The 14,973-nt window shown below is 53.4% G+C and carries 15 protein-coding genes; 5 read left to right on the top strand and 10 right to left on the bottom strand.

From position 1 onward, the window contains the following. Positions 1-782: glycoside hydrolase family 2 TIM barrel-domain containing protein (locus BCV73_RS35760; RefSeq protein WP_275541920.1), on the top strand; the 782-nt coding region annotated here is incomplete at its 5' end. A 66-nt stretch (positions 783-848) separates the two neighbouring features. Here BCV73_RS35760 and BCV73_RS35755 read toward each other — a convergent pair. Further along, on the bottom strand, positions 849-2,057 hold the full coding sequence (locus BCV73_RS35755) for a GNAT family N-acetyltransferase (protein ID WP_256992834.1): 1,209 nt from the start codon (positions 2,055-2,057) through the stop codon (positions 849-851). A 262-nt stretch (positions 2,058-2,319) separates the two neighbouring features. Between BCV73_RS35755 and kduI the strand changes: the two genes are divergently transcribed. From kduI to kduD, 3 genes are read left to right on the top strand one after another with little or no spacing between them, the layout of a single operon-like run. Beyond that, the gene (gene kduI / locus BCV73_RS12705) at positions 2,320-3,153 is read left to right on the top strand and encodes a 5-dehydro-4-deoxy-D-glucuronate isomerase (protein ID WP_076165337.1); all 834 of its coding nucleotides are present in this window, start codon (positions 2,320-2,322) and stop codon (positions 3,151-3,153) included. A 31-nt stretch (positions 3,154-3,184) separates the two neighbouring features. Next, positions 3,185-3,949 carry a DeoR/GlpR family DNA-binding transcription regulator gene (locus tag BCV73_RS12700; protein WP_076165339.1) on the top strand — a complete coding sequence of 255 codons (765 nt, stop codon included), beginning with the start codon at positions 3,185-3,187 and terminating at the stop codon, positions 3,947-3,949. Positions 3,950-3,986: 37 nt separating this feature from the next. Then, positions 3,987-4,733: a 2-dehydro-3-deoxy-D-gluconate 5-dehydrogenase KduD gene (gene kduD, locus BCV73_RS12695; RefSeq protein ID WP_089547374.1), complete on the top strand. Its 747-nt coding sequence runs from the start codon at positions 3,987-3,989 to the stop codon at positions 4,731-4,733. A gap of 561 nt (positions 4,734-5,294) precedes the next feature. Here the strand turns inward: kduD and BCV73_RS12690 are convergent. From BCV73_RS12690 to BCV73_RS12675, 4 genes are all read right to left on the bottom strand, one after another. Then, positions 5,295-6,125, bottom strand: a complete 831-nt coding sequence (locus BCV73_RS12690; protein ID WP_089547373.1) for a sugar phosphate isomerase/epimerase family protein — start codon at positions 6,123-6,125, stop codon at positions 5,295-5,297. 275 nt (positions 6,126-6,400) lie between these two features. After that, positions 6,401-7,114: a 2OG-Fe(II) oxygenase gene (locus BCV73_RS12685; protein WP_089547372.1), complete on the bottom strand. Its 714-nt coding sequence runs from the start codon at positions 7,112-7,114 to the stop codon at positions 6,401-6,403. After that, positions 7,104-7,676 carry a methylated-DNA--[protein]-cysteine S-methyltransferase gene (locus BCV73_RS12680; protein WP_275541919.1) on the bottom strand — a complete coding sequence of 191 codons (573 nt, stop codon included), beginning with the start codon at positions 7,674-7,676 and terminating at the stop codon, positions 7,104-7,106. Before BCV73_RS12680 ends, BCV73_RS12685 begins: the two co-directional genes overlap by 11 nt. Beyond that, positions 7,642-8,253: a bifunctional transcriptional activator/DNA repair enzyme AdaA gene (locus tag BCV73_RS12675; protein ID WP_089550228.1), complete on the bottom strand. Its 612-nt coding sequence runs from the start codon at positions 8,251-8,253 to the stop codon at positions 7,642-7,644. Before BCV73_RS12675 ends, BCV73_RS12680 begins: the two co-directional genes overlap by 35 nt. Before the next feature lie 197 nt (positions 8,254-8,450). On the opposite strand from BCV73_RS12675, the gene BCV73_RS12670 reads away from it, so the two are divergent. Further along, entirely contained in the window at positions 8,451-9,569 is a 1,119-nt protein-coding gene (locus tag BCV73_RS12670; RefSeq protein ID WP_256992833.1) for an Ada metal-binding domain-containing protein, read from the top strand. Between the two features lie 131 nt (positions 9,570-9,700). Here BCV73_RS12670 and BCV73_RS12665 read toward each other — a convergent pair whose 3' ends face one another. The 5 genes from BCV73_RS12665 to BCV73_RS12645 all read right to left on the bottom strand — a co-directional run bounded on the left by BCV73_RS12665 (position 9,701) and on the right by BCV73_RS12645 (position 14,943). Next, on the bottom strand, positions 9,701-10,222 hold the full coding sequence (locus BCV73_RS12665) for a GNAT family N-acetyltransferase (protein ID WP_089547370.1): 522 nt from the start codon (positions 10,220-10,222) through the stop codon (positions 9,701-9,703). A 175-nt stretch (positions 10,223-10,397) separates the two neighbouring features. Continuing rightward, the gene (locus tag BCV73_RS12660; RefSeq protein ID WP_089547369.1) at positions 10,398-11,696 is read right to left on the bottom strand and encodes a CehA/McbA family metallohydrolase; all 1,299 of its coding nucleotides are present in this window, start codon (positions 11,694-11,696) and stop codon (positions 10,398-10,400) included. A 25-nt stretch (positions 11,697-11,721) separates the two neighbouring features. Next, a complete protein-coding gene (locus BCV73_RS12655; protein ID WP_256992832.1) occupies positions 11,722-12,594 on the bottom strand; it encodes a carbohydrate ABC transporter permease in 873 nt (290 codons plus the stop codon). Between the two features lie 3 nt (positions 12,595-12,597). Beyond that, a complete protein-coding gene (locus tag BCV73_RS12650) occupies positions 12,598-13,476 on the bottom strand; it encodes an ABC transporter permease subunit (protein ID WP_089547368.1) in 879 nt (292 codons plus the stop codon). 45 nt (positions 13,477-13,521) lie between these two features. Then, entirely contained in the window at positions 13,522-14,943 is a 1,422-nt protein-coding gene (locus BCV73_RS12645; RefSeq protein WP_089547367.1) for an extracellular solute-binding protein, read from the bottom strand. Between the last annotated feature and the right edge of the window lie 30 nt (positions 14,944-14,973).

Here is a 14,973-nt window from a genome sequence, read left to right as displayed (position 1 = left end):
CCACCGCTGCCGGGAGGAGCCACTATCCGAACGACGAACGTTTTCTGGATTTATGCGACGAGCTAGGTTTCCTGGTGTGGGAGGAAAATCATGCGAGAGGCTTGTCCCTGGAGCAAATGCGCAATCCGAATTTCGTCTGGCAGTGCGAACAAGTCAACCGCGAAATGGTGGAACAGCATTACAACCATCCTTCGATTATTCTGTGGGCGATCCTGAACGAATGCGCCAGCGATACCGAAGAAGGACGTGAGCACTACAGCCGGCAGCTGGGACAGCTGAGAGCGCTGGACGCCAGCCGCCCGCTGACGTTCGCTTCGCATCACAGGGAGCGGGAGCTCTGCTTTGATTTGGCGGATATCGTTTCCTTTAATCTGTATCCCGGCTGGTATACGGACGAGGATCCAAAGGCTCTCTGTGAACAGGCGCGGGCTTGGGCCGACCAGGCCGGTGGCGCCGAAAAGCCGATGATCATGAGCGAGTTCGGCGGGGATGGATATTATGGTTTGCGCGACAAAGCCAGGATGCGCGGCACCGAGGAGCGGCAGGCGGATATCATTGAAGCCAACCTGGCTGCATACACATCAAGCCCCTTCCTGTCCGGCATGTATATTTGGCAGTTTTGCGACTGCCGTGTCACCGATGCGACCGGCTGGCTGTTGTCCCGGGCAGGTGCCCAAAATAGCAAAGGCATCGTCGACCGGTACCGCAGGCCGAAGCTGGCTTACGATGTGGTTAAACGATATTTTAAGGGGTCGCAGAACGTAATATCGAATGAATCATGATGTTTGCACACAAAAAAAGGATGGATACGTCCGGTGCTCCACCGGGCATATCCTTCCTTTGCTATTTTAAGATAATGAGTGGCTGAGCAGCCAGGTATACAATTCCTTGTTAGCGTAAGTCTCGGTCCATGAGTCGTGATTCGCGTCCGGATACACCGTAAATTTCACGTTCCCGCCGATCTCTTCCAGCGCCTTCACGATTTGTTCGGATTCCGACAGCGGAACGACATCATCCTTAGCCCCATGGAAGGCCCAAATCGGGATATCCTTGATCTGCTCGGCGTATTTCGGTTCCATTCCTCCGCAAATCGGGACGACAGCCGCCCATTTATCTGGATACATCGCAGCCAGCTGCCATGCACCGTAACCGCCCATACTTAATCCCGTTAAATAAATGCGCTTTGGATCCACGCGATAGGTATCTTCCATTTCCTCCAGGAGAGCCATTAAAGCGTCTTCCTCCATCGCCCAGAACGAGTCTTCCGGGCATTGAGGTGAGATGGCGATGAACGGAAACTGCGGATCCTGATCGGCTAACTTCGGAATGCCATGCACTTTGACCAGCTCCACATCGCTCCCGCGCTCCCCCGAACCGTGAAGGAAGAGGATCAGCGGCCATTTTTTCTCAGGCTCACTTTCATAAGCTTCAGGCAGATGCAGCAGATAGTCCAGTTTGACCCGCTTCGTTATTTCTTTGTCCAGCCTCTTGGCACTTTGGCTCATGTTCTTATTCCCCGCTTTCGATTTATGTATTGGTTCCTCGGCTCCCTGTATGCCCGAACGGTGAACCTGTGCTTTCATCGTGACCGATGTTCCCGACATGCCGACTTCCGTGAACCCGAATCGTTCGTACAGCTTCATCGCACGATTTCTGGGGTCCACGCTTAAGGATACGGACGGTATTCCTGCGGCGTGCAGCTCCTCGAACGCCCGCTGCATGAGCAGGGTTCCAATCCCCTTGCCGCGGTGTTCCGGCTGGATGGCCATGCCCAGCTCCGGAGTATTCTCGTCCACATATCCGTATCCGGGATGTTCCGGATCAAACAATCGGAGCGTGACCGATCCCAGCCGCTCCCCTTCGCTGGAGACGGCAATGAAGGCCATGTCGCCTTCCTTTCCCCAATCGTCCAAGTACTTCGATATTTCAGGGCGTGCAAGGATATCGCGGGATAATGGTGTCTCCCCTTCCGGCGTGTACATGGAAGCGTACAGCATTTCCCACAGAAACGGGAGATCCGCAGCCTCCGCCGGCCGGATGTTGATCGTCTCAGGCATATCTTCACCTCCATCGTTGTACGAGTGATCTAAGTCGAAACATCGAAATGGTTTATTGGTACACTCTGTATTCTTCAGTTCAACTTATATAACGCTCGATTTAAGAGATCTGCATTCCAAGTTCAACATAACAGATCGCTGAATTGCTGGTCAATTGTGGAAATGTATCCGCTTTAAATTATGCTTGAAATCCTAAGTGGATGAACTATAATGAACATTGTAGAACTGATATAAACCATTATGAACCTATGGAGGTACGAACATGGAAATTAGATACGCATCCCATCCCCAAGAAGTGAAAGCGTTTGATACGGCTCGCCTGCGCCAGGAATTTTTGATCGAGTCGATGTTTGTAGCGGATCAGCTCACGCTCTATTACACGCATGTCGATCGTTTCATCGTCGGCGGCGCGGTTCCGGTAAATCAGAGCGTCAAGCTCGAAGCCGACCCGAAAACGATGGGTGCCGATACGTTCCTGGAGCGCCGCGAGATCGGTATCATCAATGTCGGAGGACCGGGTACAATCAGCGTCGACGGCACGGACTATTCCATCGATTCGAAGGACTGCCTCTATGTGGGACTCGGTGCCAAGGAAGTGGTGTTCAGCAGCAGCGACAAAGCCAATCCGGCTAAATATTACCTGAACTCCACACCTGCCCACAAAGCTTATCCGACGGTTAAGGCGGCTATCAGCGAAGCTTCGCCGAACAACCTGGGCAGCTTGAGCAATTCCAATGAGCGCACCATCTACCGTTATATCCATACCGGCGGAATCCAAAGCTGTCAGCTCGTCATGGGCATGACGCTCTTGAAGCCGGGCAGCATGTGGAACACGATGCCGTGCCATACGCATAACCGCCGTTCCGAGGTTTACTTCTATTTCGACATGCCGGAAGACGGCAACGTCTTCCACTTTATGGGTGAGCCGCAGGAAACCCGCCACCTCGTCGTCCGCAACGAACAAGGTGTTATTTCCCCAAGCTGGTCCATCCACAGCGGCGTTGGAACAAACAGCTATACCTTCATTTGGGGCATGGCCGGCGAGAACCAAATCTTTGAGGATATGGACCCTGTAGGCATGGATGAATTAAAATAAGATAAAACTCGAACGAATGGATGAATAACCAATGAACCCTTTACGCCGCTACGAAAACATTATGGAACTGCTCCTGGCCAAACAGGAGGTGACGGTTGCCGAACTGAGCGAACGGCTGAACGTCACCGGCAAGACGATCCGCGAGGATCTGGCCAAGCTGGAGGACAAAGGTCTGCTTCAGCGGGTGCATGGCGGAGCGATTCTGGCGCAAAGCGACCAGCTCGGCATTTTGTCCACCAAGGAACCGCTGGCGCGCCACGCTGCGGAGAAGGCGGATATCGCCCGCCTTGCCCTATCGCGCATCGAACCGAATGACGTCATCGCCCTGGACGGCGGCAGCACAACGCTTGAAATCGCCAAGGCGCTGGACAACCAGCCCCTGACCGTCGTCACCAACGATGTCCACATCATTTCGGAGCTTGCCCGCAAGGACGCCATCCGGCTTGTCGTTCCCGGAGGTTACCGCGTGCGGAACATGCTGGCGGGGCCGGAAGCGGTTACCTATGTACGGCGGCTGAATATTCACAAGGCGTTTTTGTCGGCAACGGGCCTGCATCCCGAAGACGGGCTGACGATCTACACAGGAGAGCTTCTGGACATCAAACGGGCGCTCCTCGAGACCGCGCGTACCTGTTACGCTGTGGTGGACCATCACAAATTCGGACAAAGCGCCCTGCTGACGTTTGCGAAGCTGAACGAAGTCGAAGCGATCCTTACCGACTCAGGGTGCAGCCCTGAATTCGCTGAAGCCGTTCGCCAAGCGGGCGCCCGTCTCGAAGTGGCGAATGCGCAGTGAAGCATCCAACCTATCCCATGCAAAGGACTGATATTCGATGTTTGATTTGACGGGTAAAATCGCCCTGGTCACCGGCACCTCCGGCGGCCTGGGACAAGGCATGGCCGTTGGCCTGGCGGAAGCCGGAGCCTCGGTCGTATGCATCTCCTCGACGAACAGTGACCGGACGGTCGAGGAGATCCGTAAGCTTGGCGGGAAGGCGGAGCAAATTTCCGCCGACTTAAGCGACACGGACGCTTTGGATCAAGTGTTTGCGCAGGCGCTTTCCTTCTATGGCGGCATCGATATTTTAGTGAACAATGCCGGTATCATCCGCCGTACGCCGGCAGCGGATCATGCGCGCCAGGATTGGAACGACGTGATCAATTTGAATCTGAACACTGTGTTCTTCCTAAGCCAGCTCGCCGGACGCCACATGCTCGAGCGCGGCAGCGGCAAAATCATCAATATTGCGTCCATGCTTACTTTTCAAGGAGGCATTAATGTACCGGGATATACGGCGGCGAAGCACGCGGTTGCCGGAATCACCAAAGCGCTTGCCAACGAGTGGGCTGGTAAAGGCGTCCAGATCAATGCCATTGCCCCCGGGTACATGGAGACGAACAATACGGCGCCGATCCGCTCGGACGAACAGCGTCTGCAATCGATTACGGACCGGATTCCGGCAGGACGCTGGGGCACGCCGGAAGATTTGAAGGGTCCGGTTGTTTTCCTCGCTTCCCAAGCATCCGATTATGTCAACGGCCACGTCCTCTGCGTCGACGGAGGATGGTTGGCCAGATAACGCCATATTCAATAAAAGCTGCGCATTACAGAAAAGGAATCGTTCCCTTCTTCTGAAATGCGCAGCTTTTTATATGCTGAATCTCCTGCTCTCCCCCGCAAGCTTGATCCGTTTCCGAATGAACCCATCTCCGAGATTACGGTCAAATAAACGCCGCCGCCCTTCAATTTCATCAAAGGTCTGAGCACGGTAACCCCAAGCAGGATGAATCATCCAGCTTAGTCTATTTATAAGACGTAACATTGTTTCGAATACCTGTGAGGAGGGGGAGAAATAAGCCGTGATGATAAAAAATCAGTAATCAACCGTTGAATTCCCCTCCTCCTTCCCTTCGACATGTTGCGCAACGAAGGCGCTTTTAATCGACAAGACGACAAACTGTGCTGAAAAAACCTATTAACCCGTGATGACCTGTTGAATAAAACATAACAATGTTACGTTATATTTAACAAGCCTCCATAAAAAAGCGATCTGCCGCAGGGAAATTCACCCAAAGCAAATCGCCTTTTAAACTTTCATATTACGTTCATGTTCATCCTCCAGCCATAGGAGACGTGACTGTCAGCCTAAGTACGGAGTGACTAACTTCCTTACCCGATCAATGCCGTCCCACATGTCGCCGGGACCATCATAGACGATCGTAATTGGTCCTTCATACCGATGCTCTTTCACCAGCTCCATGCACGAAATAAATTCCGCATCGTCAAGGTTACCCTGTTCGTCCTGCTGCGCTTTGGCGTGGATGGATTCGCTTCTGGCAATCGTTCTGGACAATTCCTGCAGCTTGGTCGGACCCTTAAAATTGCCGAAATCCGTCGTCAATCCAAGCTGGTTGCCGCAGTCATCCAGCAGAGCCAGGCAGTTGTCCGCCGTGGAGGTCATTGCATGAAAATTCTCGGTGATGATGCGAACCCCTTTATCCGACGCGTAATCGATCAGTCGCTGGAGCTGGCTGGCGGCGAGTTTGAGTGCTTCGGCATCGCCGGGATCGGCATCGCCGCCGATAATCCGGATCCGTTCTGCACCCGCAGCGGACGCAATATCGATCCAGCGCTGCAGCCACTCCATATCTGCCTCACGGCGCGTTTCATCCGGATTCGTAATGTCGCCGTAATCGGCAAGCAGCGTATAAAAACGCATCCCCGCCTGCTGAATCGCCTCGCGAAGCTCTTGAAGATAGCTGCTGCTCGTATCCTTAAAATGAAAGTGGCAAATTTCCATCGTGGTGAAGCCTTTGTCTCTCAGCACAGCCGGCAGTTCAAGCAGCGAGAGCTTCTCCGGCTGCTCCTCTACCCGGGTGACGTGTTCCTTCCGCTCATCATCCCACTGCGTCCAGCGCAGCGGTCCCAGATTGCGGTGCAGACTCCACGTCGTCAGCGATAAATTTGGCATCCAATCCCCACACTTTCCTGTAGTTGCTGCCCGTATTGTGAAACCTTGGTACAAGTCCACTAAATCTCTAACTCCATAAGAAATCGGGCAGTTCAATCGCGTTCCTAATGCGGTGTTAGCATAGGGTCTGCCGATAAGACACGTTTGTGGACGATGCCCTGCCGCCCTTAAACCCACCTCACCCTGAAAGCGATTGCATCTCCCCTAATACTGTAACTTCCGATTAGCCTTGTCAATACAGGCTCGCGACATTTCAACAAAAGGAGGGGATACGCTCAGGTGGCATCATGAAAAATAACACCGAGCGTATACCGAATACCTGTCTGTACTGTGCTTACCCCATGACGGAGCGTGGTTCGGTAATAGCCTTTAGTCCCTTGAACGGGCCGGTAGTTCGTCGGAAAAATCAGCCCTTCACCCTGCTCAAGCGTGATCACATGCCCCCGGCTCTGTGCCCGCGGACGCTGCTCTACCAGCAGAAACTCGCCGCCGGTGTAATCCTGCTGCCTTTGATTCAGGGCGAACACGACCTGAAAAGGAAAATATACTTCGCCGTACAAATCCTGATGCAGGCAGTTGTAGCCCCCGGCTTCGTACTTCAGGATCAGCGGCGTAGGCCGCAGCTGGCCTTGCCGGTGGCATTCTTCCAAAAATTCGTCAAGGGACGCCGGATAGCCCGCATCCATGCCGAGCTGCTCATGCCAACGGTTGGCGGTCCGGGATAGCTCCGGGTACATATTTTCCCTGAGCTGCTGGACCGCCGCAGGCAGCGGGCGGTCATAGTATTTATATTCTCCGCTGCCGAAGCGATACCGGGCCATCGAAATCGTGCTGCGGAACCGTTCTTCGCTTGCGTAGGTTCCAATCAGCTCTTCGCATTCTTCCGGAGTTAGAATGGCAGGCAGCTTGGCATATCCTTGATCGTCTAACGTCTTCCAGAGCGCGCCCCAGTCCACCATCTGAATCCGTTCCCGGATACTAGTTGGCATGGCGCGGTCCCCTAGCCGGGATGGATTGGCGAGCTTCGAGCGCAAGCAGCCGCTCTTTCATTTCTAGGCCGCCGCGGTATCCCGTAAGCGCCCCACTCTTTCCGATGACACGGTGGCAGGGCACCATGATCAGCACCGGATTGGCTCCAATCGCCGCGCCAACGGCCCGCACCGCAGCCGGGCGTCCGATCTGGTGTGCGATCTCGGAATAGGTTGTGGTCTGCCCATAAGGAATGGAGCAGAGTGCCTGCCATACCTCCCGCTGGAACGGGGTTCCCCGGTCGTCCATTGGAATCGTAAATGCTTCTCTTGTTCCCTGAAGATATTCAGCGATCTCCGTAATGTAAGGAAGCATTGTCACTTCATCCTGAACCCATTGATGGTTCGGATAACGCTGTGCCGCCCAGGCCTCAAGTTCATCAAACGAACCGTCGTGGGAACCGACATAACCAAGCCCTTGGGCCGTAGCGGCTGCATAAAGGCTCCAGCCGTCTCCGTCGAGCCTGTCCCAGTACAGGGTTACCAGGTCAGTTTTGCTTGCTGTGATCATGTTCATATTCATATGTTTGCACCTCCAGGGCAGCGCCGTGCTGCCATATTTGCCGGAATTCCAGCGGCGTTTGACCCGTCATTTTTTTGAACAGCGTAATAAAATACGGGACATTCGCATTCCCGACCTCCGCGGCAATCTCCGTGATGGATTGGTCCGTGTGGGCCAGCAGGTGTTTCGCTTCCTGTATCCTTTTGCGCTGGATATATTCAACCGGACTGATACCCTGCACCCGCTTAAAGGTCCGCTGCAGATGAAAAGGACTTCCGTGACAGACATCAGCCAGATGTTCCAAAGACAGCTTATCCCGAAAATGACGGTCGATATAATCGGTGATTTGGTTCACCCATTCCTGATCGGGCAGCTTCTCGCCGGTCGGCTTGCACCGTTTGCACGGCCGGAAGCGGGCCGCCAGCGCCTCTTCCGCATGTTGAAAGATCCGTACGTTCTCCTTGTTAGGCGGTCTGGATTTGCAGGAAGGCCGGCAAAAAATCCCTGTCGTGCTGACCCCGTAAAAGAAACGGAAATCATAATCCGCATCGTTGGAGACAATCGCCCGCCACTTTTCCTCCGGAATATCCTCTTTCATCCGGCGCTTCATCTCGGTTTGGTCTATATCCCGGTCATTCCTGTGATCCTTCATCTGCCTCACCTCCATCCCCAGTATACCCTTCTTTGGATCGCTTGGGATGAACTTGGGAATGTAAAAGCAAGATAACGAAATGAAAGCGTCCAGGTTTCGGTATACACTGGTAAGGTAAGCAAGATGCAAAAGGAGGACCTCTTATGTCTACAACATGCCGACAAGAGACGATGCATTCGGTCTGGGATGCGCCTTATTTTACGGGCGTCACCACAATGAACATTTATTGCACCCCGTGGTGCAGCGGTCGTCCTAAACCTGAAAATACAATTCGCTTCCATACCCGGGAAGAAGCCGAGCTTGCAGGGTACCGGCCATGCAGAAATTGCTGCTCTACCCTTCCCCGCGGCTCCTGGGAGGACCATAAGCACGAGATCAAGCTCTTCATCCCTGCCGAATTCAATTTCGAGGAAAACGTAAAATATTTGCTGCGCTCCTCCAATGAATGTCTGCACCGGATCGACAACAACCGGATTTACAAAGCGCTGTCCGTCGCAGACGAGACACCGGTGATCGAAATCCGTGCCGGAGACTGCCGGGAGCTGGTGGTCCGTTTTCTTGGCGATACGGCCCCTTCCCGCAAATGGGTACGCGCCGAGGTAGCCCGTTATGTGCGGGAGTGGTTCGATTTGGAGCGGGATATCGTCCCCTTCTATCGTTTGGCCGAATCCGATCCCCTTTTGAAAGGTCCCGTGCAGTCCTTCCGAGGCTTGCGGACCGTCGGCATTCCCGACTTGTTCGAGGCCGTCACCTGGGGAATCCTTGGGCAGCAAATCAACCTGACCTATGCCTATACGCTCAAAAGACGCCTGGTGGAGAACTTCGGAAGAAGTGTGGATTGCGAGGGAGAAACGTACTGGATGTATCCGACACCGGATAAAATCGCGGCATGTTCGGTTGAAGATCTTGCCGTGCTGCGGATGACCGTCAAAAAATGCGAATACCTCATCGATACCGCACAGCGAATCGCCTCTGGTGAGCTCAATAAGCTAGGGCTACTGCAAACCGGAAGCCATCAGGCGGCAGAAAAGATGCTGACGAGCATCCGGGGGATCGGGCCTTGGACGGCGAACTACGTATCCATGCGGTGCCTGCGGTTTCCGTCGGCGTTTCCGATCGACGATGTCGGGCTGCACAACGCCATGAAGCATATTTTGGGAAGGGACAGCAAGCCGTCCAAGGCGGAAATCCGGCAGATGTCCGCAGGCTGGTCGGGCTGGGAGTCATACGCCACCTTTTACCTGTGGAGAGTATTGTATTAGGGTGCGCCAACAAATTAACGCTATAAAACCGCTAAGCCATCGCAGATGATCGGCTTAACGGTTTTGTTTTTTTACTCTAAGACCAACGCAGATTGGCTAAAGTTCCTGCCAAAATATCTTACATCATTTTTCTAATTTTCGAAAAATTCCTTTGCATATTCTACAACGCCATGGACATCGGTAAGACCACCCTCAATAAGCTCAAAAGCCATGAAATGATCGTCAGAAACGTCGAATGGCGCTTTAATGCCATATGAATTGGCTTTCTTATAGCCAAATTTCGGATAATATTTGTCATGACCCATAACGACAGAACCCTTATAACCACGCTGTGCAGCGATTTTGTGGCCTTCCATAATCAGCAACTTCCCAATGCCCTTGCTTTGCATTTCTGGTAATACAGCAACAGGTGCAAGGGCAATCAGCGTATGATTCCCCACTTTTATTTCCGTAAAAAGAATATGACCCACGATTCTGTTCCTGCATTCGGCTACAAGGGACAATTCCGGAACATAGCTCGCCGAATTTCTAAGCCTTTTTACCAAATGATGCTCATCGTGGTCTGAATAGTAAGCATCTTCAAATGCTTTTTGAACCACATCGTAGACTTCGTTAATGTCTTCAAGTTTTTCTTGTCTAATGATAACATTCATTGGATTACCCCCTTGTTCGTGATGACGCCGCTACATGCTGTTAATCATCATTTTAACGCTTTACAAAGAAAAAAGTGAATACGGTCAATAGACTGTACTCACTTCTATGATCGATTATAAACGCTAGACATTCTTGTGAAAAGCAATATACCACTTGAAATGTTCTATGATCAAATTATCTTAAATAGACGGGATTGGTCAGGCAGGTCATCACCTGTGTCCCCAATTCCCCCATATCGCGTCTGGCCTCCATCCGGTAAAAAAGCCGGTCCTGGGGCAGCTCGCAGGTCAAGGTTAGCTCGTCATTCACTGCCGTCCACTGCCGCTCCAATCCCCGGTCGGACCATAGGCTGATTTGATCTCCTTGGGCCCGGCGGATCACGGCTTCAAGAAGAACGGTTCCACGCTCAGAGTTTCGCTGTACCTGATCCCCGGCGCAAGTGCCATTGATCTGAAAATCGATAAACGTGGAGTCCGGATCAAGCGTCAGCACCACATTTCCCCGGCGAATCCCTTCCAGAATTCCGGCTGCGGTTAGTGACTCGGACCGCACGTGCGCGGTCGGCCGTCCATGCTGAACCCACGGATGGGGTCCATGGAAATCGCTCCCTCCCACAGCCACGATCCGCCGGCCTTCGGCCAGCCGTTCCTGCCACCAGTGTACCGCCGTTTCGTTCAGCTCCCGCCATGGGCCGTTCCACACCTCGATCGCATCGAACGGAACGTCAAAGCCGAATTCCCACGGGCAGTCCGGGCAAAAAGGATGATTCAACACCGCAAGCGCTCCCTTTTCCCTTCCTTTGGCCAGCTGTTCCGAAGCTTGTTCCACTGTATACACCCTGAAGTCCTCCAGCGCATCCAGCTGTCCTAGCAAATTCGCATGCCCCTTATAATTGGTCATCTCGACGCCTGGGATAAGCAGCAGTTCTTCCGTCTTTGCCAAGGTGTTTCGGTTTTGGGAGAACGTATTATGGTCGGTCATGGCCAGAAAGGCAAGCCCTTTATCCAGACATAAGCGGGAAACCTCGCCGACGCTGTGTTTGCCGTCGCTGTAATAGGTGTGGGCATGCAAATCGCCTGGAATCCACCGTTTATGCTTGAGCTGGATCTCGATGGAGACCGCAACCTCCGTTCCTTCATCCGGTACTTTGTAGGCGCCCAGCAGCACGGCCCACTCTCCTTCGGCGATATCGCCCGAGGCATATCCGGGGGTCGCGGTTTCCAATCCGACGAACATTTCGGTTCTGGCACCGCCGCTCCAGCCGACGATCCGCTCCGGGGAACGCAGGCCAAGGTCGATCACCGTCTCCCCATCAGCGCGGTCGTATCGGTAAGCGACATGGATCCGTTCGGCATCAGCTGGAACGTGAAAGTGCACTTCCAGGTACGTTTTCTCCTCTTCGGGAGATATGTTCACTTGCCGCCCGATCGTTACGACCGGCAAAGGTTCCGTCTCATTCATATGTGCCTGCATGGCGTGTTCCCCTTCTTTCATCCCATTATTCTTTCGTGGCACCCAGCATGATCCCTTTCATAAAGAACCGCTGCACAAACGGATAGATGACGATCAGCGGCAGAATGGCAATCATGATTCCGGCCATTTTCACATTCGTGGTGATGAGGTAGTTGCTGGAAGACGTGCTGGAATCGATAATCATGGCTTTCAGAGCTACCTGCAGCGTATATTTCGAGCTGTCATTAATAAAGATCAGCGGCGCCGTGAACATGTTCCAGCGTCCCACGAACTCAAACAGCGTCACCGTAGCCAATCCGGCGGTCGCCAGCCTCATATAAATGGCCGCGAAGATCCAGAAGTCGCCCGCACCGTCGATTTTGGCGGATTCCGAAATTTCGTAGGGGATGCTCATGAAGAAGTTCCGCATCAGCAGGATCGAAAACCCCGAGACGAGTCCAGAAAGCACCAGCACCGTCAGCGTGTTGATCAGGTGGAAGTCCTTGTTGACCACGTACAAGGGGATCAGCACCGCCTCCTGTGGAATCATCATCGTAATCAGGATGAAGGTGATCATCAGCCGTTTTCCCGGTACCCGGGGATGGATCAGCACATAGCCCGCCAGCGACGACAGCAGCACATGCAGCAGTGTTCCGAAGACCGTTACGATCGTGCTGTTCATGAAAGGTCGCCACAAATCCAGACTGTTCCAGATCGTGCGATATCCCTCCAGGCTGAATTCTTTGGGAAACAGGATGATATCCGGCCTCATAGACGCAACCCCGGAGGACAGCGAGAGCGATATGACGTTCAGGAAGGGAATGATCATCGTCAGCATCAGGCAGATAATGAACAAGGCGTTGAGCCAATCGAACACCGTCATCCGCTTGGCGTTCAAACCGTAATTCGCGTGTCTCATCATCTATTCCACCTCGTCAAATCGGGTTAGTGTCCGCACGGCAAGCGTCAAGATCAGCGTAAAGACCAGAACGAAAAAGCTCGCGGCCGCACCCACACCGACCTGCATTTCCATAATGCCCTTCTGAAACGTGTACATCATCAGCACATCGACCTGGGAAGAGGTCGACGGATTGCGGAGGACAAAGACCTGGTCGAAGATCCTCAGCACCCCGAGCGTATTCAGGAGGATAATGACTTTCATCGTTCCTTTCAGTTGGGGAAGTGTCACGAACCGCACAAGCTGCCATCTGGTGGCCCCGTCCATGCGGGCTGCTTCGTACAAGGACGGATTGATCGAAACGATCGCGGCAAGAAACAGGATACAGCTGTAGCCCATGTCCTTCCATGTGGAGACCAGGATCATGACCCATCTCGCCCAGGTGGACTCGGCCAGAAAATGGATAGGTTCGATACCGGCCACCTTGTGCAGCACCAAATTGACGATCCCTGTGTCGGGTGAAAGGAGGAAGATCCACATTCCCCCGATCACGACCCAGGACAGCAAATGCGGGATGTAGAGCAGCATCTGCGCCGTTTTTTTAAACCATGCCGTCATGACTTCATTCAGGGATAAAGCGATGACCAGGGGGGCGACAAATCCGAAGACCAGAATGCCTCCCCCGATCACCACCGTATTGCCCAGCGCTTTCCAGAAAAACGGATCATGCCACACGGCCGCATAATTCGCAAATCCGATATAGGGGCGTTCGCCCATCAGCTTGTAATCCTGAAAACTGATCTGCAGTCCCCGCGCGAGCGGGTAATAACCGTAAATGATAAAGTAAATGACGACGGGAAGCATCATGGCATAGAGTACGCCGTATTTACGAATCGCTCTCATCTTGTCTAACTTCACATCCTATCGGGTAAAATCAAACCGCGGGAGCTATTCGTCGATCAAATTCGCGCTCTTCAATTCCTCCCGCATTTTCTTGACGGCATCGGCGGCGGGCATTTCTCCGGACATGGCCTTCAGCGCGTAGTTTTGCACGATTTTTTCCGCGTCCGGCCAGCCCGGAAGGGCTAGTTCCAGCGTCGCATGCTGTTTGACCAGTTCTTGGGCGGCCTCGACGCCCGGCAGTTTGTCAAACGGGGACTTGACGTTTTCGTTGTACCAGAACGGCACGCCATGGTCCATGTTGTGCTCCTTGCCCTCTGCCGTCAGCGTATATTGGCCGCCGCTCTCGGTATAATCGACGTCTTTAATACCAAGGCTGCCGAGGGTAATGCCGTCCTTGGAGTTCCAGAACTCCAGGAATTTCTCTGCCGCTTCCACATGCGGCGCATTTTGCGGCACGATCCAGAAGTCGGGGTCGCCCCGGCGCATCAGGATGTTGCCGTCCGGACCGGCGGCACTGGCGATCGCTTCCGCCTGGAACGTTGTATTCGGATCCTGCTCTTTACGCAGGTTGTTGAACATGCCAACCCAGGCATCCCAGTACGTCACCATGCCGACCCGGTCGGTGAGGAACAGGTTGCGCATTTTGCCTGTATCGTTCGTTACGAAGTTTGGATCCATGATGCCTTCCTTGACCAGCTTGGCAAACCATTCATACATCGGAATCGCTTCGTCGGAAGCATACGGGATCGTCCGCTTGCCGTCCTTCATCACGTAGCGGTACTTCAAACCGGCCGCACTCATGAACCCCTGAATGTCATATAAGCCGGACGTGCTCAAGCCGTAGGTATCGTTTTTGCCGTTGCCATCCGGATCCTTTTCTTTAAAAGCTTTTAACACCTGATAATATTCGTTCAGCGTTTTCGGCTCCTGCAGATGCAGCTTATCCAGCCAGTCCTTACGGATGATCGGCATCGTGCCGCCCTGGAATTTCGTGAAGACGGCATGGATTTTGCCATCCTTGTCTTTCAGCTGATCCCATTCAGCGGCGGGAATCACCTTCGGATCAGAGAGCGTGCTCGACCCCTTAACAAAATCGCTTAGATCTGTCACCGCACCCTGCCCGACAAATTGATCCAGCTTGCCCAGGTCGCTGAGCTCGATCAGATCGTATTTCTCACCCGAACCCAGCACGGTCAGCACTTTCTGATCGTAGTCGCTCGCCGGCTTTTCGATCGTCACGTCAATGCCGGTTAACCGCTTAATCTCAGCCTCGAACTGTTTCATCTCATCCGGGGTTTTCCCGCCGACATTAGCGGAGAGAATGCGAAGCTTCATTTCCGGCTGCTTGCTGGAATCCGTTCCCCCTTCCGCCGCCTTACCCGTCTCGCTTCCACTGCTGCTGCATGCCGAGACCAGGAGTGAACCTGCCAGCAGGGTTGCCATCAAAATGCCTGACTTTCTTTTCATTCAAAACACCTCCAACTATGATTTTTTTTA

It is taken from the genome of Paenibacillus sp. SSG-1, assembly GCF_002224835.1.
In the GTDB taxonomy this organism is placed as follows: domain Bacteria; phylum Bacillota; class Bacilli; order Paenibacillales; family Paenibacillaceae; genus Paenibacillus_AQ; species Paenibacillus_AQ favisporus.
This window is presented reverse-complemented; position numbering and strand designations above follow the sequence as displayed.